General features: G+C 53.5%; 23 protein-coding genes and 1 pseudogene. 3 read left to right on the top strand and 21 right to left on the bottom strand.

Annotated features, from left to right (window positions below; all coding sequences use genetic code 11):
* From ACW14G_RS17225 to ACW14G_RS17235, 3 genes and pseudogenes are all read right to left on the bottom strand, one after another.
* The coding region (locus tag ACW14G_RS17225; RefSeq protein WP_455648696.1) for an isoleucine--tRNA ligase at positions 1-1,456 on the bottom strand (1,456 nt) is incomplete at its 3' end.
* Between the two features lie 37 nt (positions 1,457-1,493).
* Entirely contained in the window at positions 1,494-2,432 is a 939-nt protein-coding gene (gene ribF, locus ACW14G_RS17230; RefSeq protein WP_064547274.1) for a bifunctional riboflavin kinase/FAD synthetase, read from the bottom strand.
* A gap of 25 nt (positions 2,433-2,457) precedes the next feature.
* A pseudogene (locus ACW14G_RS17235) lies at positions 2,458-2,637 on the bottom strand (DUF2575 domain-containing protein).
* A gap of 124 nt (positions 2,638-2,761) precedes the next feature.
* On the opposite strand from ACW14G_RS17235, the gene rpsT reads away from it, so the two are divergent.
* Positions 2,762-3,025 carry a 30S ribosomal protein S20 gene (gene rpsT, locus ACW14G_RS17240; RefSeq protein ID WP_455648697.1) on the top strand — a complete coding sequence of 88 codons (264 nt, stop codon included), beginning with the start codon at positions 2,762-2,764 and terminating at the stop codon, positions 3,023-3,025.
* 94 nt (positions 3,026-3,119) lie between these two features.
* Here rpsT and nhaR read toward each other — a convergent pair whose 3' ends face one another.
* The 14 genes from nhaR to ACW14G_RS17310 all read right to left on the bottom strand — a co-directional run bounded on the left by nhaR (position 3,120) and on the right by ACW14G_RS17310 (position 19,828).
* Complete coding sequence (nhaR, locus tag ACW14G_RS17245; RefSeq protein ID WP_163448213.1) at positions 3,120-4,019, bottom strand: transcriptional activator NhaR; 900 nt, start codon at positions 4,017-4,019, stop codon at positions 3,120-3,122.
* A gap of 27 nt (positions 4,020-4,046) precedes the next feature.
* Positions 4,047-5,216, bottom strand: coding sequence for a Na+/H+ antiporter NhaA (gene nhaA / locus ACW14G_RS17250; protein WP_249022338.1), 1,170 nt, complete (start codon positions 5,214-5,216; stop codon positions 4,047-4,049).
* A 154-nt stretch (positions 5,217-5,370) separates the two neighbouring features.
* Positions 5,371-5,658 (bottom strand): hypothetical protein, encoded by a 288-nt coding sequence (locus tag ACW14G_RS17255; RefSeq protein ID WP_223803341.1) that lies wholly within the window; start codon positions 5,656-5,658, stop codon positions 5,371-5,373.
* A gap of 24 nt (positions 5,659-5,682) precedes the next feature.
* Positions 5,683-6,516 (bottom strand): DsbA family protein, encoded by an 834-nt coding sequence (locus tag ACW14G_RS17260; RefSeq protein WP_249022339.1) that lies wholly within the window; start codon positions 6,514-6,516, stop codon positions 5,683-5,685.
* A 31-nt stretch (positions 6,517-6,547) separates the two neighbouring features.
* Positions 6,548-7,255: a pili/flagellar-assembly chaperone gene (locus ACW14G_RS17265; protein ID WP_249022340.1), complete on the bottom strand. Its 708-nt coding sequence runs from the start codon at positions 7,253-7,255 to the stop codon at positions 6,548-6,550.
* Positions 7,248-7,772, bottom strand: coding sequence for a fimbrial protein BcfF (locus tag ACW14G_RS17270; protein WP_419057368.1), 525 nt, complete (start codon positions 7,770-7,772; stop codon positions 7,248-7,250). Before ACW14G_RS17270 ends, ACW14G_RS17265 begins: the two co-directional genes overlap by 8 nt.
* 9 nt (positions 7,773-7,781) lie before the next feature.
* A complete protein-coding gene (locus ACW14G_RS17275) occupies positions 7,782-8,327 on the bottom strand; it encodes a fimbrial protein BcfE (RefSeq protein WP_419057369.1) in 546 nt (181 codons plus the stop codon).
* The gene (locus ACW14G_RS17280; RefSeq protein WP_249022341.1) at positions 8,328-9,335 is read right to left on the bottom strand and encodes a fimbrial protein BcfD; all 1,008 of its coding nucleotides are present in this window, start codon (positions 9,333-9,335) and stop codon (positions 8,328-8,330) included.
* Complete coding sequence (locus tag ACW14G_RS17285; protein ID WP_419057370.1) at positions 9,336-11,930, bottom strand: fimbrial biogenesis usher protein; 2,595 nt, start codon at positions 11,928-11,930, stop codon at positions 9,336-9,338.
* 22 nt (positions 11,931-11,952) lie between these two features.
* On the bottom strand, positions 11,953-12,639 hold the full coding sequence (locus ACW14G_RS17290; protein ID WP_249022343.1) for a fimbria/pilus periplasmic chaperone: 687 nt from the start codon (positions 12,637-12,639) through the stop codon (positions 11,953-11,955).
* A gap of 68 nt (positions 12,640-12,707) precedes the next feature.
* On the bottom strand, positions 12,708-13,262 hold the full coding sequence (locus tag ACW14G_RS17295) for a fimbrial protein BcfA (protein ID WP_249022344.1): 555 nt from the start codon (positions 13,260-13,262) through the stop codon (positions 12,708-12,710).
* 362 nt (positions 13,263-13,624) lie between these two features.
* Positions 13,625-14,311, bottom strand: coding sequence for a helix-turn-helix domain-containing protein (locus tag ACW14G_RS17300; RefSeq protein WP_455648698.1), 687 nt, complete (start codon positions 14,309-14,311; stop codon positions 13,625-13,627).
* A gap of 301 nt (positions 14,312-14,612) precedes the next feature.
* Positions 14,613-17,633 carry a chitinase gene (locus ACW14G_RS17305; protein ID WP_419057293.1) on the bottom strand — a complete coding sequence of 1,007 codons (3,021 nt, stop codon included), beginning with the start codon at positions 17,631-17,633 and terminating at the stop codon, positions 14,613-14,615.
* A gap of 77 nt (positions 17,634-17,710) precedes the next feature.
* The gene (locus tag ACW14G_RS17310) at positions 17,711-19,828 is read right to left on the bottom strand and encodes a glycosyl hydrolase family 18 protein (RefSeq protein WP_249022347.1); all 2,118 of its coding nucleotides are present in this window, start codon (positions 19,826-19,828) and stop codon (positions 17,711-17,713) included.
* Positions 19,829-20,167: 339 nt separating this feature from the next.
* Here ACW14G_RS17310 and ACW14G_RS17315 point away from each other — a divergent pair, with 339 nt between their 5' ends.
* Together ACW14G_RS17315 and ACW14G_RS17320 are read left to right on the top strand one after the other, a co-directional pair.
* Positions 20,168-20,611, top strand: coding sequence for a winged helix-turn-helix domain-containing protein (locus ACW14G_RS17315; RefSeq protein WP_163449288.1), 444 nt, complete (start codon positions 20,168-20,170; stop codon positions 20,609-20,611).
* A 16-nt stretch (positions 20,612-20,627) separates the two neighbouring features.
* Positions 20,628-21,161, top strand: a complete 534-nt coding sequence (locus ACW14G_RS17320; RefSeq protein ID WP_163449289.1) for a glycoside hydrolase family 108 protein — start codon at positions 20,628-20,630, stop codon at positions 21,159-21,161.
* Between the two features lie 68 nt (positions 21,162-21,229).
* Here ACW14G_RS17320 and ACW14G_RS17325 read toward each other — a convergent pair whose 3' ends face one another.
* From ACW14G_RS17325 to ACW14G_RS17340, 4 genes are all read right to left on the bottom strand, one after another.
* Positions 21,230-21,574, bottom strand: a complete 345-nt coding sequence (locus ACW14G_RS17325; protein WP_249022348.1) for a phage holin family protein — start codon at positions 21,572-21,574, stop codon at positions 21,230-21,232.
* Positions 21,575-21,689: 115 nt separating this feature from the next.
* Positions 21,690-22,637 carry a LysR family transcriptional regulator gene (locus ACW14G_RS17330; RefSeq protein ID WP_455648699.1) on the bottom strand — a complete coding sequence of 316 codons (948 nt, stop codon included), beginning with the start codon at positions 22,635-22,637 and terminating at the stop codon, positions 21,690-21,692.
* A 432-nt stretch (positions 22,638-23,069) separates the two neighbouring features.
* Positions 23,070-24,206 carry a molecular chaperone DnaJ gene (gene dnaJ / locus ACW14G_RS17335; protein WP_163449292.1) on the bottom strand — a complete coding sequence of 379 codons (1,137 nt, stop codon included), beginning with the start codon at positions 24,204-24,206 and terminating at the stop codon, positions 23,070-23,072.
* A gap of 87 nt (positions 24,207-24,293) precedes the next feature.
* On the bottom strand, positions 24,294-24,607 hold a 314-nt coding region (locus ACW14G_RS17340), incomplete at its 5' end, for an Hsp70 family protein (RefSeq protein WP_455648700.1).

Genomic DNA, 24,607 nt, shown 5'->3' on the forward strand with positions numbered 1-24,607 from the left:
CCATCGGCACGCCCCAGGTACGCTGACGGGAGATACACCAGTCAGGACGGTTCGCCACCATGGATTCGATACGCGCTTTACCCCATGCTGGGATCCAGCCGCTCAGATCTTCTTTCGCCAGGCCTTCCTGTTCAATGCGGTCGATCTCTTTGAGAGACTGAATGCGCAGGCCTTTCTGGTCCATGCTGACGAACCACTGCGGGGTCGCACGGAAGATGATCGGCGACTTATGACGCCAGCAGCACGGATAGCTGTGCTGCATTTTTTCGACGTGCAGCAGCGCGCCTTTCTCCGTCAGCAGCGCAACGATTTTGTCGTTGGCTTTAAAGACGTTCACACCGTCCAGCTCCGGATAGGTACCCGTCAGGTATGCGCCGTCCGGGCCAACCGGGTTCGCGATTTCCAGGCCGTATTTCTGGCTGATCACGTAGTCGTCCGGGCCGTGGCCACCGGCGGTATGCACCGCGCCGGTACCCGCATCCAGAGTGACGTGATCGCCGAGGATAGCCGGCACATCGAAGCCCATGAACGGGTGGGTAAAGCGCAGCAGCTCCAGCTCAGCGCCTTTGACGGTACCGAGGATGGTGTAGTCAGCGGCGCCAATGCGTTTCATCACGCTTTCGACCAGATCGCTCGCCAGAATCACCGCCTGACCGTCGATCTGCACCAGCGCATAATCGAAGTCCGGCGCCAGGGAAATGGCGCGGTTAGCTGGCAGAGTCCACGGCGTGGTGGTCCAGATAACCAGCGAGATAGGCCCAGTCACGTTGGACGCGCCAAATTTCGCTTTTACCGCGTCCTGATCGGCGGCGTGGAACGCGACGTCGATAGACGGGGAGGTTTTGTCGTAATACTCAACTTCCGCTTCCGCCAGCGCAGAACGGCAGTCAACGCACCAGTGCACCGGCTTCGCGCCTTTGTGCAGGTGGCCGTTAGCGACAATTTTACCCAGCGCGCGAATGATGTTGGCTTCGGTTTTGAAGTCCATGGTCAGGTACGGCTTCTGCCAGTCACCCAGCACGCCCAGACGGATAAAGTCGGTACGCTGGCCGTCAACCTGAGTGGCGGCATATTCGCGGCACTTGGCGCGGAATTCTGCCGCGGTGAATTTCTCACCAGGCTTACCGTATTCCTGCTCTACCTTCAGTTCGATCGGCAGGCCATGGCAGTCCCAACCCGGGACGTACGGCGAGTCGTAACCGGAAAGTCCTTTGGACTTCACGATAATGTCTTTCAGAATCTTGTTAACCGAGTGACCAATATGAATGCTGCCATTCGCATATGGAGGGCCATCATGCAGAATGAAGGTTTTTTTGCCTTTTTTGGCTGCACGAATGATGCCGTACAGGTCATCATCGGTCCAACGCGCCAGCATTCCCGGTTCACGCTTGGCGAGATCGCCGCGCATCGGGAACCCTGTTTCCGGCAAATTCAGGGTAGATTTATAGTCACTCATCAGATTATCGATTCCGTATTTAAAACGTGTTCAGGCATTAAGCCGGTGTTGATAGCCCAAAATGCTCCCGGGCCGTTAGCACATCGCGTGCGATTTGAGCCTTAAGCTCATCAAGCGACGCGAATCGCTGCTCGTTGCGTATCTTTTTACGCAGTATCACATCTATATGGCGACCGTACAGGTCCATTGCAACGTCCAGCAAATGAACCTCCAGCTGCTGGCGCATGCCCGCAACCGTTGGACGCGTGCCAATATTAGCCACGCCCGGCAGCGGCTTGTCGCCCAGCCCTGCCACTTCCACCGCATAAACCCCTTTAACAGGGGAAACCTGACGACGCAGCGGTAAATTCGCCGTCGGGAAACCGATTGTGCGTCCCAGTTCATCGCCGTGCACCACGCGCCCGGAGATAATAAAAGGATGACCCAGCAGACGTTCCGCCTGCTCGAGATTATCGTCGGCCAACGCCTGGCGCACCGCGGTGCTGCTAATGCGTACTCCGCCATGGCAGAAGGTTTGCGTGCTGGTGATGTCGAAACCGAAGTCCGCGCCCGCCTTCTGTAATAACAAGAAATCCCCCTGACGACCAGCGCCAAAGCGGAAATCATCCCCCACGGCAAGGAACTGCACGCCCAGACGCTTCACCAGCAGCTCACTGATAAAGTCCTGCGCGGTCAGCGCCGCAAAGCGGCGATCAAAACGCAGGCACAGGACGTAGTCCACTCCACTCTCGGCCAGATAGCGCAGCTTTTCGCGCAGGCGCGTCAAGCGCGCAGGGGCCTTGTCAGCCGCGAAGAGCTCCAGCGGCTGCGGTTCAAAAATCATCACCACCACAGGCAAACCGCGCGCTCTGCCCTCGGCACGTAAGCCTTGCAGTAACGCCTGATGCCCACGATGCACACCGTCGAAATTACCAATGGTCAGAACGCACCCATGTGGGGCCTGACTGAGATTATGTATGCCGCGTATCAGCTTCATGTCTGGCTCAAAAGAGTGAAAATCGTCAGAGTATACCTTGTACAGCAGTCAAGGTTAACCGGCGATTACACCTCGTAACGGAAAGAGGGAATGATTTCATCAGCATCCGTTAAAAAGGCAAGAAAATATAGTCGAGACGCGTGATTTTTGTGCCGGAAAGACTGTATTCATCGGCGACAAGCTGGTAGAATCCTGCGCCATCAATACGTAATGCAGCGTTGTCAAATTAACGGCGCTTATTTGCACAAATCCATTGACAAAAGAAGGCTAAACGGGCATATTCCTCGGCCTTTGAATTGTCCATATAGAACACATTTGGGAGTTGGACCTTGGCTAATATCAAATCAGCTAAGAAGCGCGCCATTCAGTCTGAAAAGGCTCGTAAGCACAACGCAAGCCGTCGCTCTATGATGCGTACTTTCATCAAGAAAGTATACGCAGCTATCGAAGCTGGCGACAAAGCTACTGCACTGAAAGCATTTAACGAAATGCAACCGATCGTGGACCGTCAGGCTGCTAAAGGTCTGATCCACAAAAACAAAGCTGCACGTCATAAAGCAAACCTGACTGCACAGATCAACAAACTGGCTTAATCGCCCGCTTGTTATCAGCTTTGTAAAAAAACCCGCGTAAAGCGGGTTTTTTTATGCCTGCGATTGACGTCGCCCGGCATGCCGGGCGACAAGATTACTTCGACGGTTCAGCAAACAGCGCCGAATAGTCGCTATGGCAGATGCGCTGTACCGATGGATGCTGAATCATGCGTTCGGCAAAAATCGCGTGATACTCTTCCATCACGTTATCCATACGGCCAATTTCCACAATGCTGTCGTCGGCATAAAAGTCGTGGGCATAGAGCGTCGGCGCGACAAATATGGCGTTATGCGCCGCGCCAAAGGCCTTCATCAGCGCCGCATCGTCAAACTCACCGAGTATCTCGACCTTCAGCCCCTGCACGTTAAACCAGTTCAGCAACTTACGCCCGAGCATGGAGCGGCGGCCCGGAATCAGCAAACGTCGCTCTTCCAGACAGGCCGGGAAAGGTTTCTCCGGCGGCGGATTGGTGCACCAGAAGCTCACGCTGCACTCACCGATTTTGACCGAGAACAGCCCTTCCTGCTGCGTGGAGTCGATCGGGCAGTCAGAGATAATCATATCCAGCTTGTGCTGACTGAGCTGCTCAAGCAACATTTCATGCGTCGACTCAAAACAGCGGAGATGAATTTGCTCACCTTCCACCACCGCGGCATCCAGTACGCCACTGACCAATCGTTTCGACAGAGCATCGGCTACGCCGACGTCGAACAAGAGGTTCGATTCCTTACGGTAGTTCACGATATCCAGCATCTCCTGGCTTAAGGTGAACATTTTGTCCGCGTAGCGGAAGACCAGTTCCCCGAGCTCCGTCGGCTCAATGCCGCGCCCTTTACGTTTAAACAGCTTGCCCTGCAGGCGCTCTTCCAGTGCCTTAATCTGTCCGGTAATGGTCTGCGGCGTGAGGTACAGCGCCTCCGCCGCGCCCACGACAGAACCTTCCTTGTAGACATGCCAGAAGTAGTAAAGATGGTTGTAGTTAATATGCGACATGCCCTGTGCTCCCCTCTCCTTTCATTCTCATTTCGCTACCGGCTTTAAGCGTGCACGTAGCAAGCTGTATCCCACCACCGCTGACAGGACGGAGCCGATCAGAATGCCAAGCTTCGCCCAGTTAATCAGCGACGGATCGACGCTGCCAAAGGCCAGGCTGGCGATAAAAATAGACATCGTAAAACCAATCCCGCACAGCAGACCCACGGCCATAATCTGCGCAAAGCTGGTGCCTTCCGGCAGCTTTGCCAGCTTCAGCTTTAGCGCCAGCCAGCAGAACACGCTAATGCCCAGCGGTTTGCCAATAAACAGACCGGCGATAATGCCCAGCGGCAGCAGCGAAGTCAGCCCGTCCAGCGTCACGCCTTGCAGCGAGACGCCCGCATTCGCAAAGGCAAATAGCGGCAGGATCATAAAGGCCACCCACGGATGTAAAACGTGCTCAAGCTGTTTCGCTGGCGACTTGCCGTTCTGCTCGCGCAGCGGAATAAAGAAGCCCACGATCACGCCCGCCAGCGTGGCATGCACACCCGACTTCAGTACTGCGGTCCACAAAATGACGCCAACCAGAATATAAATACCGGTGCGCCGTACGCCGCTCAGATTCAGGACGGCCAGCGCCGCAATAGCAACGGCCGCGACGGCGAGTGACAGCAGCGATAAATCGCTGGTGTAGAACAGCGCAATAATCACAATAGCGCCCAGATCGTCGATAATTGCCAGCGCCATCAGGAAGATCTTGAGCGATGCCGGAACCCGGCTGCCGAGCAGCGCCAGCACGCCAAGTGCAAAAGCGATATCCGTTGCCGCCGGAATCGCCCAGCCGCTGCTGGCCACCGGATCCTGCGCGTTAAACGCCAGATAAACCAGCGCGGGCACGACCATACCACCCAGCGCGGCCACGACAGGGAAAATCGCCTGACGACGCGTCGCTAACGATCCCTGCATCATCTCGCGTTTAACCTCGAGGCCAATCAACAGGAAAAACACCGCCATCAGGGCATCGTTAATCCACAGCAGCATGTTTTTGTTGATCTCAAGCGCGCCGACGCGAACCTGCACCGGGGTATCTAAAAAAGCCCGATACAGGCCGCTGGTGAATCCCATGTTCGCCATCAGCATCGCCAGTACGGCAGCAATAATGAGGATAATGCCCCCAGAGGCATCGTTGCTAAAGAAACGCTGAAGATGCTTCACTTTTACTCTCTCTGTTCCGTCAATAACTCGTTTAAACCATTCTAAACCCCTTAACTGCTCGAAAAAATAAGATTATTATTGCTCAACGATTCGTTTTTAACGAAATATAATCAAAAGAAAGCCGGACATACCGAAGTATTCAGCGTTGCAAAAGTTAATCATAGACAATGCGCAACAGCGTCAGTTGCTTGTCTTCATCGAGATAATGGGTTTCGACCGATGCGTACGGCTGCGCGATCGGCGTGGTCAGATTCTCCACAATGACGTGACGCTCAACGCTATCGTGACGATGACAAAGAACCTCAAGCGCATCCGTCTCATTCCAGCAGCCCATTTCCACCACGCTGCCGGAAAAGACAATATTGCCAATCGCGGCCGCGCCTGTGGTACATGCCCACGGCAATAGCAAAATAAGCACCGTGCCGCCTACCCGATTTCTCATTCCGTGAACCTCGCCATCAGCGCATTACCCTTTTGCTTTCAGGATCGCCATCTGTAATGCATCCTGCGATGTGCTGCCGGGAACGACAGAGATCCGTTTGCTATCGGCATTGGCCGCCTGCGGCATCACCACAAAGGCTGGCGTGCCAGTGAAGTCCATATGCTGCGCCAGCGCCTGATTGAGCATCAACGCATCATGAATACGGCCGCTGCTTTGCGCGCTATTCACCGCCGCAATTTGCGCGTCATTCAGATAGTGATGCGCCAGAGAATAAATATCCTTGTCCGTCAGCGCGCCTTCCACTTTACCCGTCGCGTAAAGGGCATTGTGCCAGTCGAGATACTTCGCGCCGCCATGCGTCAGCCAGACCTGCTCGCCGACGCGCGCCGCCAGTCCGGATGCCGGCCAGCGAGAGGCAAAAATCGGAAACTCTTTAAAAATAAAGCGCGTATCGGGGTTCGCTTTGACCAGATTTTCGACTTCCGGCGCCATTTTGCTGCACCACGAGCACTGGTAATCGAAGAACATGACCACGGCGGCTTTCGCATCGGCAGGGCCGACGGAAGGGCTGCTATCGCTCAGCAAATCGGCACGATACTGCGACGCCAGCTGCACGTAAGCCTGCTGCTGGGCAATTTGCTGGCGTTGATGCAGGGTTTCGCTAGCCGCCACTAAAAACTCGGGATGATTCGCCAGATACGTCGCAACCGCCTGCCCGACTTTGTCAGGATGGCTGACAATATAGGCTTCGGCCTCTGGGCCAATCTGCGCGTTATCGGTCGCCATCGCGGGAAGCGAGATGGCGCTGAACAATGCCAGCGCCGCCCATGAACGGCGTGCTAAAACAGGATGTAACATACGAGAGTCCTCATTCTCTAAAGGGGAAAAATTAGCGATTTTCAACGGCGTTAAAGACCACCGGCGGCATCACCCGGCCATCATCATTAATGCTTTGCCAACGAATCGCGCAGCGCGCCGCCTTCTGGCATCCGCGCAGACGCCGGGTGGAAAAAGGGGCGACGACGCCCGCGCCATCCCTCGCGCTACCGTCAATGTTCAGTAAAAAAAGGGTGATGTAATAAGGCGTTGGGTTGTGCACCGAAAGGCCGTCCGGGGCCAGGCTCCAGCGCAGTTGCCGGTACGCCTGCTGCGGGTCGCCGCTCAGCCCGGAGGGGCGATAAAGCAGTTTCATGGCCGAACGAAAAGCCATCTGCACGCTGTTGGCACTCGGTTTCCCGGAAGGGATCGCGGCAATACTGAGCGTAAAAAGACTCTCTCTGTCGTTCGGCAACGAGCCGCCGCTGTACACCAGACGCAGCGTATTCTCCTGGCCTGCGGCAAGCAGGAAGAGCGGCGGCGTGACGATAAACGGCGGTGAAGCGACAGGGGTCGGGTCGGCGCCAGGCCAACGTGCGGCAGACTGAATATGGCTATTGATCAGCCAGCTTGTGGCAGAGGTATTGCGCAGGGGTACGCTGAGCGATGAGGCGCCAGCCGGATAAATAAACCGCGTGCCGCCAATCACCACGCCAGCCCGTGCCGGAAAGAGCGACAGCAATAACCCGATTGTCGCCAGGCGAAGAATCAACTTATTCATAGGTCAGCTTAAACGTCGCCGAAGCGTTTGCCGTGCCGGATGCGACCGTGTCGCCATCCGCCACATAACGCGCATAAAACTGTAGATGTACGGACGCCTGCCCGCCGATCAGCGGCATCGTCGCACTGTCAGCGCCCAGCGGGATGGCATTTTTGTTTGAGTCATACAGCGCGATCCCCACGCCGGTGGCATTGCCCTCTTCGGGCGTCAGCGCCAACAGATTGTGATTAGTCTCATCCTCACTGCCGCTAAAGCTCACCGAAACACCGCTGGCGGTTGAACCACAGTTCAACAGATCGATAGCAAACGGCTGCCAGGCGGCCCCCTCGCCAGGATGCAAAAACTGGCGGTTAGAGACGTCGCCCATCGCCACGGTCATATTCTGTGAATCTGGCGAAAGCGTGCAGGTGTTATTGGTGATAGTGCCAGTGACGTAGACACGTCCATCGTGGGCCAGCGTCGCGAACGCCGCCAGACTCAACGCAATGCCGCAAGCGGCGTAAAGATGAATGTTCACTGCCGCCCCTTATTCATACTGAAGATCGAAATACATCACCGCCGTCGCATTACCTGAGGTCACGACGGGCTGAGTGGATTTGTAGCGGATATAAAACGAGAGCGTGTTTCGTCCCGCTTTAAGCGGATAAACCGCCGAGTCGCTATTGTTGATGCTGACGTCATTCTGGTTTTCATCGAGGATCTCAACGCCCACGCCGCTGGCCAGCATATTTTCGTTGCCCATTCCGGTGTCGGTCAGCGCCAGCAGCGACGGATTGTCACTGTCGGCCTGGCCGGTAAACCAGATTCTGGTACCGCTGATCTCTCGTGAGCAGTTTTTCAGGTTAATGTTGAAAGGCTTAAACTTTGTCGTCGTTCCGGCGGACGGAAAGTCGTCCACCGAAAATTGCCCGAGATCGATACTCTGGCTCAGGCTGGAGATATCAACATCGCAGGTTTGCGCCACGATAGTGCCGGTAAATTCGAGATTGTAGCCCGAATCATCAGCCCGGCATAAAGGCGCCAGCGCCAGCGCCAGCGCCAGCGCAGCAAAGAGATACAGGCGTTTGTCCATTTAATCGAAATCCACCCGCAGATTAGCCACCGCCGTGAAGGCCCCTTCCGCCGGCACGTTTCCGGTTGTACTCACCGGATAAGCTTGCAGAGCGATATTCGCCCGTCCGCTGTCATCCGTGACAAAAGGGTCGCGACTGCTGGCGTCATCAGGCGTGAGCACATTGCCGTCGGGGGTTTCCACCACCACGCCGACATCGGGGTTGCTTGAGGCGATCGCCTGTGGAAAATGGCTGTCGGCGGTCGCCATCACGCGCATGCTCATGTTGACCGTCGAATCCACGCCGTTGCACTTAACCGGGACGTTAAAGCTGCGCGTCCTCACGCCCGGCGGTTTCTCTCCCGCATGCGTAAAATTGCCGCTATACAGCGAACCAAAGTCGACAACAATGGTTTGTCCGGCATTGATTTCGCAGCTTTGCGGCACGGTGATGCTGCCGCTGTAGACAATGTTGTAAACCACGTCAGTAAGAGGATCGCTGTTGTTGGTTGTTACGTAGACGCTGAACATCGTCTTGGGAGAGATGACGACGGATCCCACGAAAGGCTTCACAACCTTCAACTGGAAAATAAGGTTGGAATCGCGAATATAGAATGGCGTGCCGGTGTTGACGTTACCGTCAGTCCCCATCATGTAATAGTTAACAGGCGGGTAGAAATTACCCACCGCCGAATCCTGAATCTGCATGGCGCCTTCCAGATAATCCGGGTCGAGCTTTAAGTATTGCCAGCGCCCGTCGGTTTCCACGACGGGATAAGGCGAGACATAGGAACGATAGGTGTGATTATAGGGAGCCGATCCCGCGGGACATACCGCCTGCACATTCACCTCCTGGCTTCTCGCCAGCTGCACGGTCTTGCCCGCCTGGTTCTGCGCGGCAGTCAGCGTTGTCGTCAGGTCGTAATCCACGCTGGAAGGGGAGCCGTTCACGTTTTTACAGACGTCGGCCAACGCATGCTGCGCCAGCAGCACACCGGCCAGCAGGAGTAATAACACGCGTACTTTCATTTAGTTACATTCCACGGTTTGTCGGACCAGCGCCTGTGAGGCCGCTGGCAGTTGGTAATGCGCTTCACAGCGCTGATTCGCCTGTTTCCCCCACTGAAGCTGCAGCGCGCCCTGATTCGCCAGCCCGGGCAGATACACCTCGCCATCGTCGCCGACAATGGCGTCAATGCCCTCGGTCGTTGCCGTCGAGCCAAACGGCACAGCCTTGCCGTGATAGCGCACGGTCAGCAACGCGCGCTGCCCTACCCGCGCTTGAAAGCGAGCCACCGCTAACGCGCCTTCGGTAGGCACGACATTGGTCACCGAATCATCGATATCGACATCATTCGCCAGAGTGTTCACGTCGAGCGCCATCCGGTTTTGTCGGTAGGTCGTGGCATAAGGAACCACGGCATAGCCATGACCGTCGGTATGAATACCGGACTCCTCTTCAATACCGACACCCGCCGCGCCCGGCACTGCCACCAGGATATTGGTGCTTCCCAGCGGCTGGCTGAGGGTCACGCCGTGAGAATGCACCACCAGCCCGCCGTTCAGGCCGTAGTTCACCTGCTGGTAGTTGCCGTTATCATTCATGTTGTAACCCACGCTCGTGTCGCCGCGGCTGCCGTCATACTCCATGCTGGCCGCACCGCTCTCGCCGCCACCGTGATTTTGCATGCCCTGTTGAACGCTATAACTGAGGTTGTTTTCATCCAGCAACGTACCGTTAATCCCCATGTTTTCCGTCACGTTATGCTGTTTGTCGCTGCTGGCGCTAAAGGTGGCGTAGGCGTTATGCGGCGAGCGCGTGAGATCATCGCCATGGCTCAGCCACTGCGTCAGCGGCAAGGACATGTTCAGCGACAGAATCTGATCGCTCTCCGCCTCCCCAGGCGATTGGCTGTCGTTGTACGATACGCTCCATGAGATGCCACCGACGGTATCGCTATACCCCACCTGCAGCAGCGAGTTAGTTTCATCGGTATGCCAGTAGCTTTGCTTGCTCGCAGTAATGAAAAAGGAGCCGTAGCGGCCTAGCTGCTGGGAGATATTCAGCTGCACCTTGCCGCGTTTGGTGTAGTAAAGGTTGTAGTAATCAGACCCGTTGGTTGTATCGCCATCGTCTTCCCGATTGCCGTCATAACCCGACATCCTTTTCCACGTCGTTTCATCCAGCGTATAAAACGAGGAGGTCGAGTAGCGGTATCCCAGCAGTTGCAGGTTGGTCCCAAGCGGATTGAGTGATTTCGCGTACAGCACGCGCAGCGATTGCCCCTGATGCTCACTGTCATCAGCCAGGGTGCTGTAGGCCTGAGTCATATCCAGCGAAATGGCCCCCCAGTCGCCCATGTTGGCCCCCGCCCCCAGCGCCGCGGCTTTATAATGCTCGGCAAACTGCGTACCGCCGTATAAGGTCAAACCGTGGGGCAGCCCCCACATCAACGTCGCCTGGCCGAATGTTACGTCCTCTTTCTGACTGCTATCGCCGCGATATTCCGCCAGCGAGGCGGCGTATTTTAATCGGCCCTCTCGTTGCAGCACCGGAACGGCGGAGTACGGCACGCTATAGCTGCTGGTGCTGCCATCGGATTCTTTCACCTCAACGATTAAATCGCCGCTGGCGGCCGTCGGGTAGAGATCGTTAATGGTAAAGGGGCCCGGCGGGACATAGCGCTGGTTGATGACATAGCCGTTCTGACGAATGGTGACCTGCGCATTGCTGCTGGCGATGCCGTGAATGGTTGGCGCAAACCCTTTCATACTGTCAGGCAACATGTTGTCGTTGGAAGCTATCTGCACGCCGCGAAACGGCAGGCTGTCAAACACGCCGCCGGGGGTGTAGCTATCCCCCGCCGTCAGTTCGCTTTTCAGCGCCACAACATCCCGTTCCAGATAGGTGCTGATATGCTGCCAGTCGCTCTTGTTATCCCGGCTGCTGCTGTTGTAGTTCCAGGTGGAATCGTCACGGAGACGCCATGCCCCCAGGTTTAGGCCACTGTTCAGTCCCAGAAAATAGTTATTTTCCGCCGAGCCATCGCCGCTCTTATCGCTACTGTTGGCCCCGGTAAACGTATAGTTCAGCAACAGCGCATTCACCCCTTCATCCCAGTTTTGCGGAGGAATGTAGCCCCTGGCGTTATTGACCATTGCCGCCTGCGGGATGCTGATGTTCAGTCGCTGCTGGGCAAAATCAAAACTCACCGAAGCGGCGGGAATGGCGGCTGCAATATCGATACAGTCGGTTGGCCCGGCCTTCGCCAACGTCGCCAGAGCGGCGACGTTCACCCCCATATCCCGCAGCATCGCAGGGGTCAGACAAGCGCTTAACCCGCTGTTATCGCTGGCCGTTTGCCCCGGTTTGCGCGGGTTGAAGGTGATATCCCGGCTCGCCTGCCGTGTTTTATTCAGATAGATATCAACACGGTAAATACCAGGGGCCTGATTGTTATGGTTAAACGTTGAGAGATCGGCCACCGCCGACGGATCGTCGGAAAGAAAAGCGGGGTTAAAATAGTTTTCCGCCCAACCTTTTGGCGCCGCCAACGCGCTGGCTAACGCCAGGGCCAGGCTCGTCAACGCAGGTCTGGCGGTATTGTGCAAAGAGCGCTTCATGGCGTTAACATCCGGCGATATATCAATCTGGCAGGCAGGTTTGCGCTGGCGTCGTGGCGCCAAAATCATTGACCGTCTGAAAAACGGTGCGTCCCGCTGGCGCGTTCAGCGTCAATTGTCCTTTCGGCGACACCATGTTGTTCGCCAGCTTCTTGCCGCCGACATACAGTTCCACCAGCGACACATAGTACGGAGAGGGATTGCTAATGGTTAATCGGCCATTGTCGTTATGGCAGCGCAGCGTTGCGGGCGCTTGCATCGACGACATGGGAAGCCCGTCAGGACGGACAAACAGCTTGATCACGCTCTGGGTGGCAATCTGCAGCGAATTGCCGGAGCGGCTATTTTTGTCCACCGAAGGGATGGCCTTGCTGTTCAGGTAAAAGACGCTCTCCCGATCTGTTGGCAGCGCCGGGCCTACGTACATAATCCGCAGCAAATTCTCGCTCTTCGGCGGCATGACAAACAGCGGCGGCGTAATGATAAAATCGGGTGAACGTAGCCCCTCGCCGTTAGACACCCACGACTGAATCAAAAAGACGTTATTGGCGGCAGAGTTTATGACGGACAGAGACGCTTGCTTCGCGCCTGCCGGGTAGATTACGCGGGTCGATCCCAGCGCGATCCCCCCCGCCTGCGCCATCTGGGCGACACTCAAGGTGGCCAATAGCAGCAAGCACCGCATCATCTGTCTTGTTTGTTTACTCATGTTTTACGTACCCGGATAACGACGACGCTCTCTTTCGCGCCCCACACGCGAAAGAGAGCCAGAGAAGATCAGGAATAGACCATGCTGAATGTGGCAGTCGCGCTGACATTGCCCGCCGTCGCTTCACCGGTCGCGATATAGTCCACACTCAGCGGAATAACGTTTTCGCCGTTGTTCAGCGCCACGCTGGAGGAGGTATCCCCCACGTTGAGCACCTGCCCATCCGGGCCATATAGCTGCAGCGCAACGTTGGTTGCCGACCCCGCGCCCGCCGTATTCGCCAGCGTGCCCGCCAGGTTAGCGTCCTGCTGGCCGTTAAAGATCACCGCCGCGTTCTGTTTAACGGAGGTATCGCAATCTTCCAGCTTGATCGTAAAGTTCTCCTTCTGGTTGGCTACCATGCCCGCGGTGGTCAACTTCGCGGCGCGAACCTGGCTCAACTGCACGGTCTGGTTGATTGAATCAGCGGAAACAGAACAGGCGGCATCAACAACCTGACCAATAAAATTAACGGTGCCACCGGACACGGCGGTATTGGTATCGGTGAGTTGCGCAGCCGAAGCCGACATCGTTCCCCCCATGGCAATCGCGATAGCCGCCATGGCAAATAAATGCTTTTTCATAGATTTCCTTTTAAATTAACCAAAAATGGAATCATAACTCCCAGATAATATTAAATTGAATAACGAACCTGAAATTAAAATACAATAGCTCGTAAAGACTTAATTAATAGACCAGGTTAATTTCATAAAACACAATGATGATGACGTATTTTAATTATTAATTAAGTCTAATAAAGGATGCAATAAACATCCTTTATCTTTAAAGGACCAAACACAACCAACTGTATTAAAAGGAAAAACAGAAAGACAAACGGCCTATGGAGCATGGCCTATTGATTTATCTAAAAAACCATGATAAGTGACCTGTCGGTATATTTCTTATTTTTGAAAAACACTCTCAACATATTAACAACAATCATTCACTAATAAGCTACAGGTAATTTCTTGAGACCAACGAGACGACCATTATCGATCTGGATATACTCCCCCTTTTTTAATTCAGACAAAATTTTCAATACCCGACTGCGAGAGATCCCGGTGCGACGTTGAATAAAGGACAGCACATTGATGTTCTTCCGGTACCCTTGCGGATAGGCCCATACCTCAATCAACAACGCGCGCACCTTCAGGTAAGAGTCGACGCCAACCAGCTCACGGTCGCGCGCGCACATGACCATTAAACGAAAGGCCAGAAAGCGGGCCACATCGTGCCAAAGGTCGCATTCATCCGCGATTCTGATAAAGTCAGACAGCAGCACGGTGCGCCCACTGCACTCGGTTTCGGCAATAAGATAGTGTTCAGGTCGGGTTGTCACATCGTAAGTAATGCCATAACAATCGACTAATCCCATCACCGAAGGCGCAAAACCGGAACTAATGTGCATATTGTCATCACGTCGGCAGTACGAGAGAATCCCCTCCTCCAATAATACAATCCGATAACCTTGTTCTGAATCGAAAAACAGCTCTTCACCCGCTTGCAAAATAAATGGCTGACCAAATGGCAGCAGCGATGAAAAAAGGATATCGATCGCCGCATGGGGTTTAGCCTGCTGAGAAAAAATAAATGAATGCAATGCATTCTCATTACCAGAAAGGTCTAAATTCATTATTATTTCATACATATAGATGATGATTGGTCGGTGAACAATATCGAGTCATTAGATTGGCTTCAATTAATAATACATAACGTAATACTTTAGAAATTATGATTAGCAACAGCACAAAAAACGTATAAATACCAAATTAAGCATATTCTTAAAACAAAGATAAAAAACAAATACAAAAATACACTTAATTTTTTTTAACAAAGAAAAAAAACACGCTACTGCAACCACCAAAAATGAGAGGCCGGAACCGTCAGTATCCGGCCTGTTGCATCATACGAACACCAATCCACAGAACTCAATATCAGCGGAAATAACGTGGCGCGGCATAATATTCGACCATTTTTTCAGCTAACCAACCGCCATCTTCACCGTTGGAATGGATTGTCGTAATACTGATCGTCGAACCTCCGCCCCAAAGTACAGAAAAAACGTGATAGTCAGGCAGGTTCAGCGCCTGCATTTGCCCCCAATCATAGCCACCATCCTGACGAAGAAAATCGCCCACCGTCGCCACGCCGTACGTCGCACTGTTGACCGCCGTATTCAGCAAGCCGGACGTTATCGCGCTGATATCACTGCCTATTCGCTTATCGCCCATAAAGAACGTACCGCCGGAGGCAAAGTGCGCCGCCGCAATTCTGCTGGTACCTTCCGCCGCCGTCGGCATATGTCCGCCTGGAATTTGCCAAAGCATTGCGGGTCTGCCGAGATCCCGCGCCGCCTGCTTGACCATCCCCAGATAGTTAAGCCAGCAGTTAGCATTCCAGCCATAATGCGCCAGCGCATCAGAGCTGAAACAATCACGTTCGAATTTATCAAAGGCAATAAAATCCGGGGCGTATTCACCGCGGTAAACGCCAAGTTCGTTGATAAAGGCCGCCATTGCCGCGCCAATGGAAGCAGGATTGGCATGGGCCTTCAGCACCCAATCCGCCGTACCAGTCGCCCAGACGTTGGTCTGCCAGCCGAATGCCACGTCCGGTGCAAAGTGGCGGACGATATAGTTAATCGCCTGTACGTAACCATAAATATCATTGCTAAAGGTTGGCAGCTGTGGCGCGATAAAACCGGGTATCGCTGGCAACGCATTCACTGCCGCCGCCAACTGCACGTTCACCTGCATGCTGTTCGCCTGGCGAACAGCGGTATAGCCATACGGCTCTTGCTGCATCGCGCCCAGTAAATCCGGGTTGAGCACGAAAGTCGCCGGAACCGCGTGCTCGCTATCCTTGTATGACTGCGCGGCCAGGCACTGAGTAATAAAGTTGCCAAAGTGGTTACGTAGCCGCTGGCTGTTTTGCAAATCGGCCAGTGCGCTGCCGCCGCTGGCGTTCGCGGTGTACACCACCATCACCGGCATAATCGGCCGCCCTGCCTCTTTTTCAATCTCGCGAACCAACGCAACCGTTTTATGGACCGGCAGAGAATCGTAGTCCAGGAAACCATCGCCGTTCCGGTCGACTTCCGCTGCCGGAATCGGGTCGCCGCCACCGTCAAAACCATCGTATTTAAACAGGGCGCTAAACGGCACATCGCGATACAGCGATACCGTCTCCGGCGCATTCACCGTCACCCCGCCGTGCGCCAGATAGTCCGGCCAGCCTTTCACTCGCAGCGGCACCCCCTGAACAAACTCCAGCGTGATGTGGTTGATGCTTTGCCATACGCGGATCGGCGCGTCTTGTTCACAGCGCCACGGCGTTCCCTCGATGAAAACATCCGCGACCTGCAGCGAATACTGGCCCGGCTGTAAGCGCATCGGCAGCGTTTGCGGCTGGCTATCGCTGGCCAGCGTGAATACATACTGGTACTGACTATTAAAAAGTCGATAACGCTGCGGCGCGGCGCCCTTCGGTAGGCCCAGAACCGTCATCTGGACTTCGACAAACTCGCGGCTGTCCACGGCAGCTTGCTGGAATGCGACCTCCACCGTGTTCACCTGCCCGGCACTCGGGGTAAACACCGTGGGGGATTCAGGCGTGGTTATCGACTGATTGTTAATAACAGTCGGTTGCAGGCAAATAGCATAGTCATGATCCGCCAGCAGCTGCGTCACCCACTCCGTCTGGTTAACGCCCATCGTCAGCGTCTGTTCGCATACGCCGGCAGGCGACCAAAGCTCCACCACCATCTCGGCGCCGGTTAAGCCAACGGCGTCGAGATTCAACGCCGCTGTCGCAAACTCGACAGGCGGCAGATATTCAATCGCGCATTCCTGAATGTCATCGTTGGCGGCAAGCGTCAGGGAAAACTGCGCTCGCTGCGGTGAAATCCGCATTTCATCGTCACATAGCGTCAGGACGTTAATGCCATAAATACCCGCCGCGAGATCGCTAATCGTCAACGTCTGCCCCCACTCGCCCACCAGACGCTGGACCTGAGCATCGGGGAACAGCAGGTCAATCGTCGGTTTAAGCGACGTATTTGTCGCGACTGCCGGGAAGCGCAGTGCCAGTTGCCCCTGACGGGTAGGATCGTGCGCCAGGGTGGCCTTCAGTTCGCTAATCGTGACCGGGGTTTGTGTGGCAGCGAGATAAAACTGCAATTCCGCGCTCGCGCCAGCCGCCAGCGGCAGCTCGCCGTGATGATGAATCACGATGGTGTTTTTTTCTATCGGCCAGCCACCATCGCTACTCAGCGTCACCGGCTGGTTTCCCAGCATACTGCCGCTAAACGGGCTGTACTGATCGGGATGGCCCGTGGCGGTAAAAGCCACCTGTAGCTGGTTCAAATCGATCGGCTGCGAATAGCGGTTGGTCAGCGTCAACGTGACGCGCTGGTACCAGCTCTGGGGATTCAGCGTACTGACGCTCAGCGCCGGAGCCTCGCCTTCCGCCGCTTCAGAAGAAGGCGTATCCGGCGCAACATCGGGAATGACTGACTCTGGCTCCTGCCCGGCGTCATCGGCAGGGATAACCGGCTCTGGCTCCTGTTCCATGTCATCGGCAGGGACAATATCGTCCTGCGCGGCAGCAGCCAGCGTGAGCGTAAAGTCGGAAATGGCGACCGGCACCCGCGTCGCCGCAAAACTAAAGAAGAATGTACCGCTCTGCCCCGGCGCTAACAGCAGCGCGCGGCTGTGATGAATAACGATCTCATTTGCATCCAGCATGCCCTGCATCTGGCTGCTTAGGGTCAGCGGCATATCGCCTTTCAGCGTGCCGCCAAAGTTGCCCCACGGATCCTGATGGCCGTTGCCGGTAAAACGAATCGCCGCCTGATTCATATCCACGGCGTCACTGCCATTATTCGTAAAGGTTAAGGTGATCTTCTGATACCAGTTGTTTTCATCAATACTGCTGTGCTTTATGGAGACGCTCATAAACGAGATTCCTCATTCCCTGGTGGAAAAAAGCCCCGGATACCGGGGCTTGTGCCATGCGTTATGCTGCTGCCCTATTAGTAAGCGCCAAGGTCAGTCCATGCACCGCCGTTACCGCAGTTCAGGTCCGGCTGGTCGCCCACCGACCACCATTTCACCTGGTAGTTATGGCCTTTCCAGCTAACGATTTCGAAAGCGCCCCAGCTTGCGCCATACACCGTAGTGGCATCCCACAGCGCGTAAGGGGTGGTTTCGTCCGCTGCCGGCGTCTCATCGGCCGCGGGGGTCGTCTCATCTTCCGGCTCAACCGGCGGCACGATCTCGTCTTCCTCTTCTTTCGGTTCGGGCTGTACCTGAGACAGCGCAGGAACCACGGTCAGCACAAAGCGCTGCTGTGTGGACGGTTCGTTGTAGCAATCGCGAACAAACAGCGTGAATTGCATCGCGGTTTTTTCACTTACTTCCGGCACAACAAACTCAATCACTTCCGCTGTTTTATCCGCTACCGCGATATCGGAAGGCACGCCCCAGCTATAGGACAGCGCATCGTCATCTTCATCAGAAGAGCCTGCGCCAGACAGTTGTACGGTTGAACCACCCACAACCAGCAGTTCAATGGCCGCTTTCGGCGCATGGTTGATGTCGGTAACCGCGTCGTCTTTCTCCTCCTGCTCAACGTTGATGCCCTCAAAGTAGAATGGCTCCATATCGATGGTTTCAGACTCCATCTCATAACCCAGCCCTTCGCGCACCGCGTTAACCAACACGCCGTTGTCCTGGTCGATGGTCCAGGTGAACACACCGCCCAGTCCCAGCTTCGCGGCATATTCGCCTTTCGCTTTCACGGTACGCGGGGTGTCCAGAGACATAAACAGTTTGGATTCCGGGTTAAACAAGTAGTCGGCATCCGCCACCTGGTCGGTATACACGTTGAAACCGTTACGGCCTTTCTGATTTTCCAGATCCAGGTAGTTATAAATCACGTCATACCATTCGCTGGTGCCGGATTCGAAAGATCCGGTGGTGGTTTCATACTCACCATTTGGCAGCACTTTGCCCGGATTGTAGGCGCCTTTCAGCGGCGACAGAGACTCAATTTCCACATTACGCGCATTGCGGGTATAGCCGGCGTAACCAATGTTGATGCGATCGGCAGGGAAACCTTCGGCCAGCAGATGATCGACAATCGTTTCCACAGACCAGCCGCCTTCAACCAACGCTTTACGATTGGTGTGGTGGCCCAGCGTTTCCGCCCACGGAGTGCCGAAGAAGTCATAGGTCATCAGGTTGATGCCGAACAGGCCAGCGGCCATCAGATCTTTCACTTTGGCGTAATCAAAAATCGTGGTCACTGCAGAAGCCGCGATAGAAATCTTCACGTTGCTCAGACCCGCGGAATCCAGTTGCTTACGCAGTTCACCGATCAACAGCGCGTAGTTTGCGCCATCCTCCTCACCAAACGGGTTACCGGCGCCTTCGTTATTCGGGTATTCCCAGTCGATATCCACTTCGCTGAACATCGGGAATTGTTTGAACAGTTTCACCACGCCTTTAGCAAAAATCTTGCGTGAGGAATCTGAAGCAGCCGTTTCATGGAAGCCGTTACTCATGCTCCAGCCACCGATGCTCATCGACAGCGCCAGCGTATGGCCCTGTGCTTTCGCCTTTGCCTGTAAATCTCGCAGCGCGCCCAGCATCCCTTTCGCATTCGCTTGAGTCACCGTCATTGGGTCAACATCCCAACCGCTGACATCAAAGCCCAGATTCACATAAGACTGAAAATCGCCCCATGGATCGAGGAAGGTTGGTTCGTATTTCACTTTGCCGCAGGCCGCCGCGGCTTCCGCAACGACGTCGCGCTGCAGTTTGTCATTTTTCTTAAAACCGGTAATACCGACAAAACCCAAAATCAGTTTGTCATAAGCAGTTGGCGAAACATTGGTTAAATCATAGCCGCGGCCACGCTCTTCCGGAATATCAATCCCCTGTAAACGGCTATCGTACTGCGACCAGTCGGTGTAATAACCGAATACCTTCGGTTTAGACGCGGATGCTTTATATTTGTTGTATACCGGCTTTGCCACTCGTGCAGAGGTATAACTTAATTTACTGTCATCTTTTGCGGGATTAAAACCATCTGCTGCATTGCTGGTTTCAGTAAGCGTATCGTTCTTGATCAGTTTGCTCGTAGCCATTTTAAATTTCCTTTTAAGTCTGAAAAAAATATCGCAGTTCATGCTGCGGGGCCCATCATCCCGCTGGCGATAAAAAATGGCTAATCACTAAACATCATATTTATAACACACTCCCGAGAAATGGTTGGTGATGACGCCAATGAGCCATAAACAAACATCATCTTAAATATCATTTACCTGGATATTAAATATCATTTAATTCACTACAGATAATGTGATGCATATCTCACGCAAAGATGACATTACAATAAACATGATGAGTATTAATAGCTTAGGGTGATTCCCATACCCTATATTCGGCAGCAACCCATTAAAGTGTAATAACTAAAGGACGACGTTATGAAAACTTATCTCATTAATGAAAGTTGTATTTACAATGAAGGGAAGTATGAACTGAGAACCAGCACAAACTCACAGGCCATCAAAATGACGGCGATGCGAGCGAAATGCCTCAGCTTCATTATTGAAAATGCGCATCAGGAAATCATTGAGCGTCAAAAAATAGCGGAGGAGCTATGGGGGGCTCGCAGTCAATTTGTGAATGATGCAAACCTGACGCAAATTCTGTATTTAATTCGCCGGGATTTAAAAACGCTGGGCATTAACGACCTGTTTATCACTATCCCACGTCAGGGTTTGCAGATTAATAAAGATATCGCGATCAGCATCATCGACCCGACAGCGAAAAAGAATAAAAAGCAGTTCTTCAGAAAAACGCTGGCCGCGTTAACCACCGTGTTTTCGGTGACGTTAGGCAGTGTAATGTACATGCATATTCATTAATTCAAAGGAATGAAAAATGAACCCAATTATCGATGGTATTCTGGTGATGGAAGGCAACTATAGCAACAATGGAAAAGATAAAGGAGGACTCACTCACTGGGGCATTACGGAGGCAGTAGCCCGGGCACATGGCTACTCCGGCAGCATGCAGGATCTGTCGCGTATTGAAGCGTATGCGATCCTGGAAAGCGACTACTGGATTAAACCTGGGTTTGAACACATTGCCCAGATCTCCTACCCCATCTCTTTTGAACTCTGCGATGCCGCGGTCAATATCGGTACACACTATCCGTGCACCTGGCTTCAGCGCTGGTTAAACGTATTTAATCGCGAAGAAAAAAAATATAATAATATCAAGGTAGACGGACGCATTGGCCCTCAAACGCTTGCCGCACTGGAGCATTTTTTGTCGTGGCGAGGAAAAGAAGGAGAAAGCACGTTGGTAAAAGCATTAAACTGCAGCCAGGGAGCCTGGTATTTAGACATCACCGAAAAACGCAAGGAAAATGAAGAGTTTATTTATGGCTGGATAAAAAACAGAATCACATAAATAGGCCATCAGGCTGAAGATAAAAGACTCAGGGACGAGTCTCTTATCGACTCAGCACAGTACAGCGGTTAACGCACGTTAGCGTCATTGATATATTTCTTCACTCGCTCACCCAAAATTTTGAGTATTGGCGCAGCGAATACGCCACCTAAACCGGCGGCAAGTAATACCATATTAAAACTAAAGCCTTGTTCAATGGCAATGGCGCTCAGTAAAAAGCTGGTAAAACAAGAGATTACCACCTGAACCAAACAGTGCGTAATACATTGATAAGCGTCCTTCTCAGACTGCTTTTCCTTGCGAATAAAATAGCTGACAAAGCCGCCCCAGGCACCAATGGCGACAACGGTCAGTAGAATTTCAATTTCCAGTAAGACGACTTCGGTAGTCGGTAAATGATTGGGAATAGCCATATTAAACTCCTGTATAAATATGATGAGGTATTTATTCACAGAAGTGTAAGCAGCCTCCAGGAGAAACCATAATCATCAGGCATCATTTCACCTGATACGTACCGTATGGGCCGCCTTAACGGCGGAATGAGGAGAGCGTATGCAGCATCGAAACAACATCAGTAATGACGGCAAGATTTTTACTGTTTTTTTTCCATGACGCATAGACCTGGATAGAGCGGAAAGTGAGCTCCGGCGGCGGCTGCACAAACTTAATATCGTACTTACGCTGATTCTTATAAAACAGCGCCATTTTTAAAGGCATGATCGCGATTAACGAGGTACGTTCAACGGTACTCACCAGACTGTTAACGGAGTCGCTACAATAGCCCACCTCGCGCTGACCTTTATAAGGAGAATCATCTCTCAGTAAACCATTATCTTCACCCATCATCGGGTTACTGATATTCATCTTATAGAGCGCATGGCGCGATGAATAGAAATGATGCAACGTCAGCTGCGAGAGTTGACTAAACATATGATTAGCGGCACAGATACAAACAAAGCTTTTAAAGCTATCAATCATCTGATTATCAATACCGGGAACGCTAATGGGTTCCTGACTGATGACCAAATCACATTCGGCGGTAAAGAGCTGTTCAATCACCCGCTCACGACTCATATTGTGGGAAGAGAAATGATTGATTAACACACGCTCAAATACAGCGTTGTTATAAAGCTGCGAGAAATAGTAGCTTTCAATCGTATCGCTGCCCAAAACGGTTATCTGAGCTGACTCTTCTTTACTGACTGGAGAATGAAACGTGCCGTTAATCAACTCCATCACCTGGCGAAAATGGTGATGAATCTCTATCGCCTTAGCGGTAGGCAGGAGGCCCTCTTTACCTCTGACAAAGAGTTCCTCTTGATAATGATTTTGCAGGCGCCGCAGCGCCAGAGAAACTGCGGCAGGCGTAATACTTAATCGTTTGGCGGCTTTTGTCGCATTGCCAGCGGAAATCACGGCATCCAGTATCTTGATTAAATTATAATCAAAATCCTTATTGGCGCCTTTTCCCCCCATCCACTGTTAGCCCTTAAATATTAGAAAAGCAATAGACTCGTAATACTTCGAGCTATCGGTGTATCGACTACAAACAGCTCCCCTCTATTCAGGCCGCCGCCCCGAAAGATGCTGTTGTATATTTATCATGCAGTACAAATCCTCCAGCCCCATAATAGCCCCATCCCTGGCCGCGAAAAGGGTCGGCTCTATCGCATTTTGACCTACAATACAAATCATTTATGCTCACAATAACTCAATTTCCTGTCGTAGCAAATATGCAGACGTGCAGAGATCTGTACCCATCGGTAACAATGGCAGTTAGCGGTATCTATTTTGTGGATTCTAAACGGGAACGGATAAACACGCACAAGGAGGTGAGTCGGTGATTAACATAAAAAAGCCTGGGCGCGAAAACCCAGGCTATAAATAAAACGGAGAATCAGTCGTCAATTAACGGGTTAAATCGTCAAAGAACTTTTTCACGCCGTCAAAGAAGCTTTTCGAACGCGGACTGTTGTTTTCACCGGTTGGGCCGCCGAAGCTTTCCTGCAGGTCTTTCAACAACTGCTTCTGCTTCTCGTTCAGACCGACCGGGGTTTCTACCACCACGCGACACAGCAGGTCGCCCTGCGCGCCGCCGCGAACGGACTTCACGCCCTTGCCGCGCATGCGGAACAGTTTGCCGGTTTGCGTTTCACCCGGAATTTTCAGCTTCACGCGACCGTCGAGCGTCGGCACTTCAATCTCGCCGCCCAGCGCCGCCATGGAGAAGTTGATCGGCACTTCGCAGTACAGGTTATTACCTTCACGCTCAAAGATAGCGTGCTGTTTCACCTGTACCTGAACGTACAGATCGCCTGCCGGCGCGCCGTGCTCGCCGGCTTCGCCTTCACCGCTCAGGCGAATACGATCGCCGGTGTCCACGCCTGCCGGAATTTTAACAGACAGGGTTTTAGTCTTCTCAACGCGACCGTGACCGTGACATTTGTTGCACGGATCTTTAATCAGCGTACCACGGCCCTGACAGTGCGGACAGGTCTGCTGTACGGCGAAGAAGCCCTGGCGCATCTGCACCTGGCCGGAACCGTGACAGGTTGGACAGGTTTGCGGCTGTGAACCCGCCTTCGCGCCGCTGCCGTGGCAGACATCGCACTCTTCCAGCGTCGGGATGCGGATCTCTTTGGTCACACCGCGAACCGCTTCTTCCAGCGTCAGATCCATGTTGTAGCGCAGGTCTGCGCCACGAGATGCGCGCTGGCGACCGCGACCACCGCCGAAGATATCGCCGAATACGTCACCAAAGATATCGCTGAAGTCCGCGCCGCCGCCGAAACCACCGGCTCCACCGCCCATACCGCCCTGTTCAAAGGCCGCATGGCCATACTGATCGTAGGCCGCACGCTTTTGCGCGTCGGTCAGGATTTCGTACGCTTCTTTGATCTCTTTAAACTTGGCTTCGGCCTCTTTATCCCCCTGGTTGCGGTCCGGGTGGTATTTCATGGCCAGGCGTTTGTACGCCTTTTTGATTTCGCGCTCTTCCGCTGTTTTGGAGACGCCCAAAATCTCGTAATAGTCTTGCTTTGCCATTGGTATTGTTCAGCCCCTTAACATGCGAGCACGGGCGGAGAGGAAACCTCTTCGCCCGTGCCGATTAATTACCCTGCATCAGGGCGATTATTTTTTGTCTTTCACTTCTTCGAACTCTGCGTCAACAACATCGTCGTCTTTCGCATTGTTCGCGGAAGCATCAGCGCCTGCTGCGCCAGCCTGCTGCTGTGCGTGCTGCTGCTGAGCGATTTCCATCAGTTTCTGGGAAACCTGCGCCAGCGCCTGCATTTTCGCTTCGATGTCCGCTTTGTCTTCGCCTTTGAGAGACGTTTCCAGCGCGGTCAGCGCAGACTCGATAGCGGTTTTGTCGTCAGCCGGCAGCTGTTCGCCTGCTTCTTCAACCTGCTTACGGGTGCTGTGCAGCAGATGGTCGCCCTGGT

Source organism: Kluyvera sp. (genome assembly GCF_965301105.1).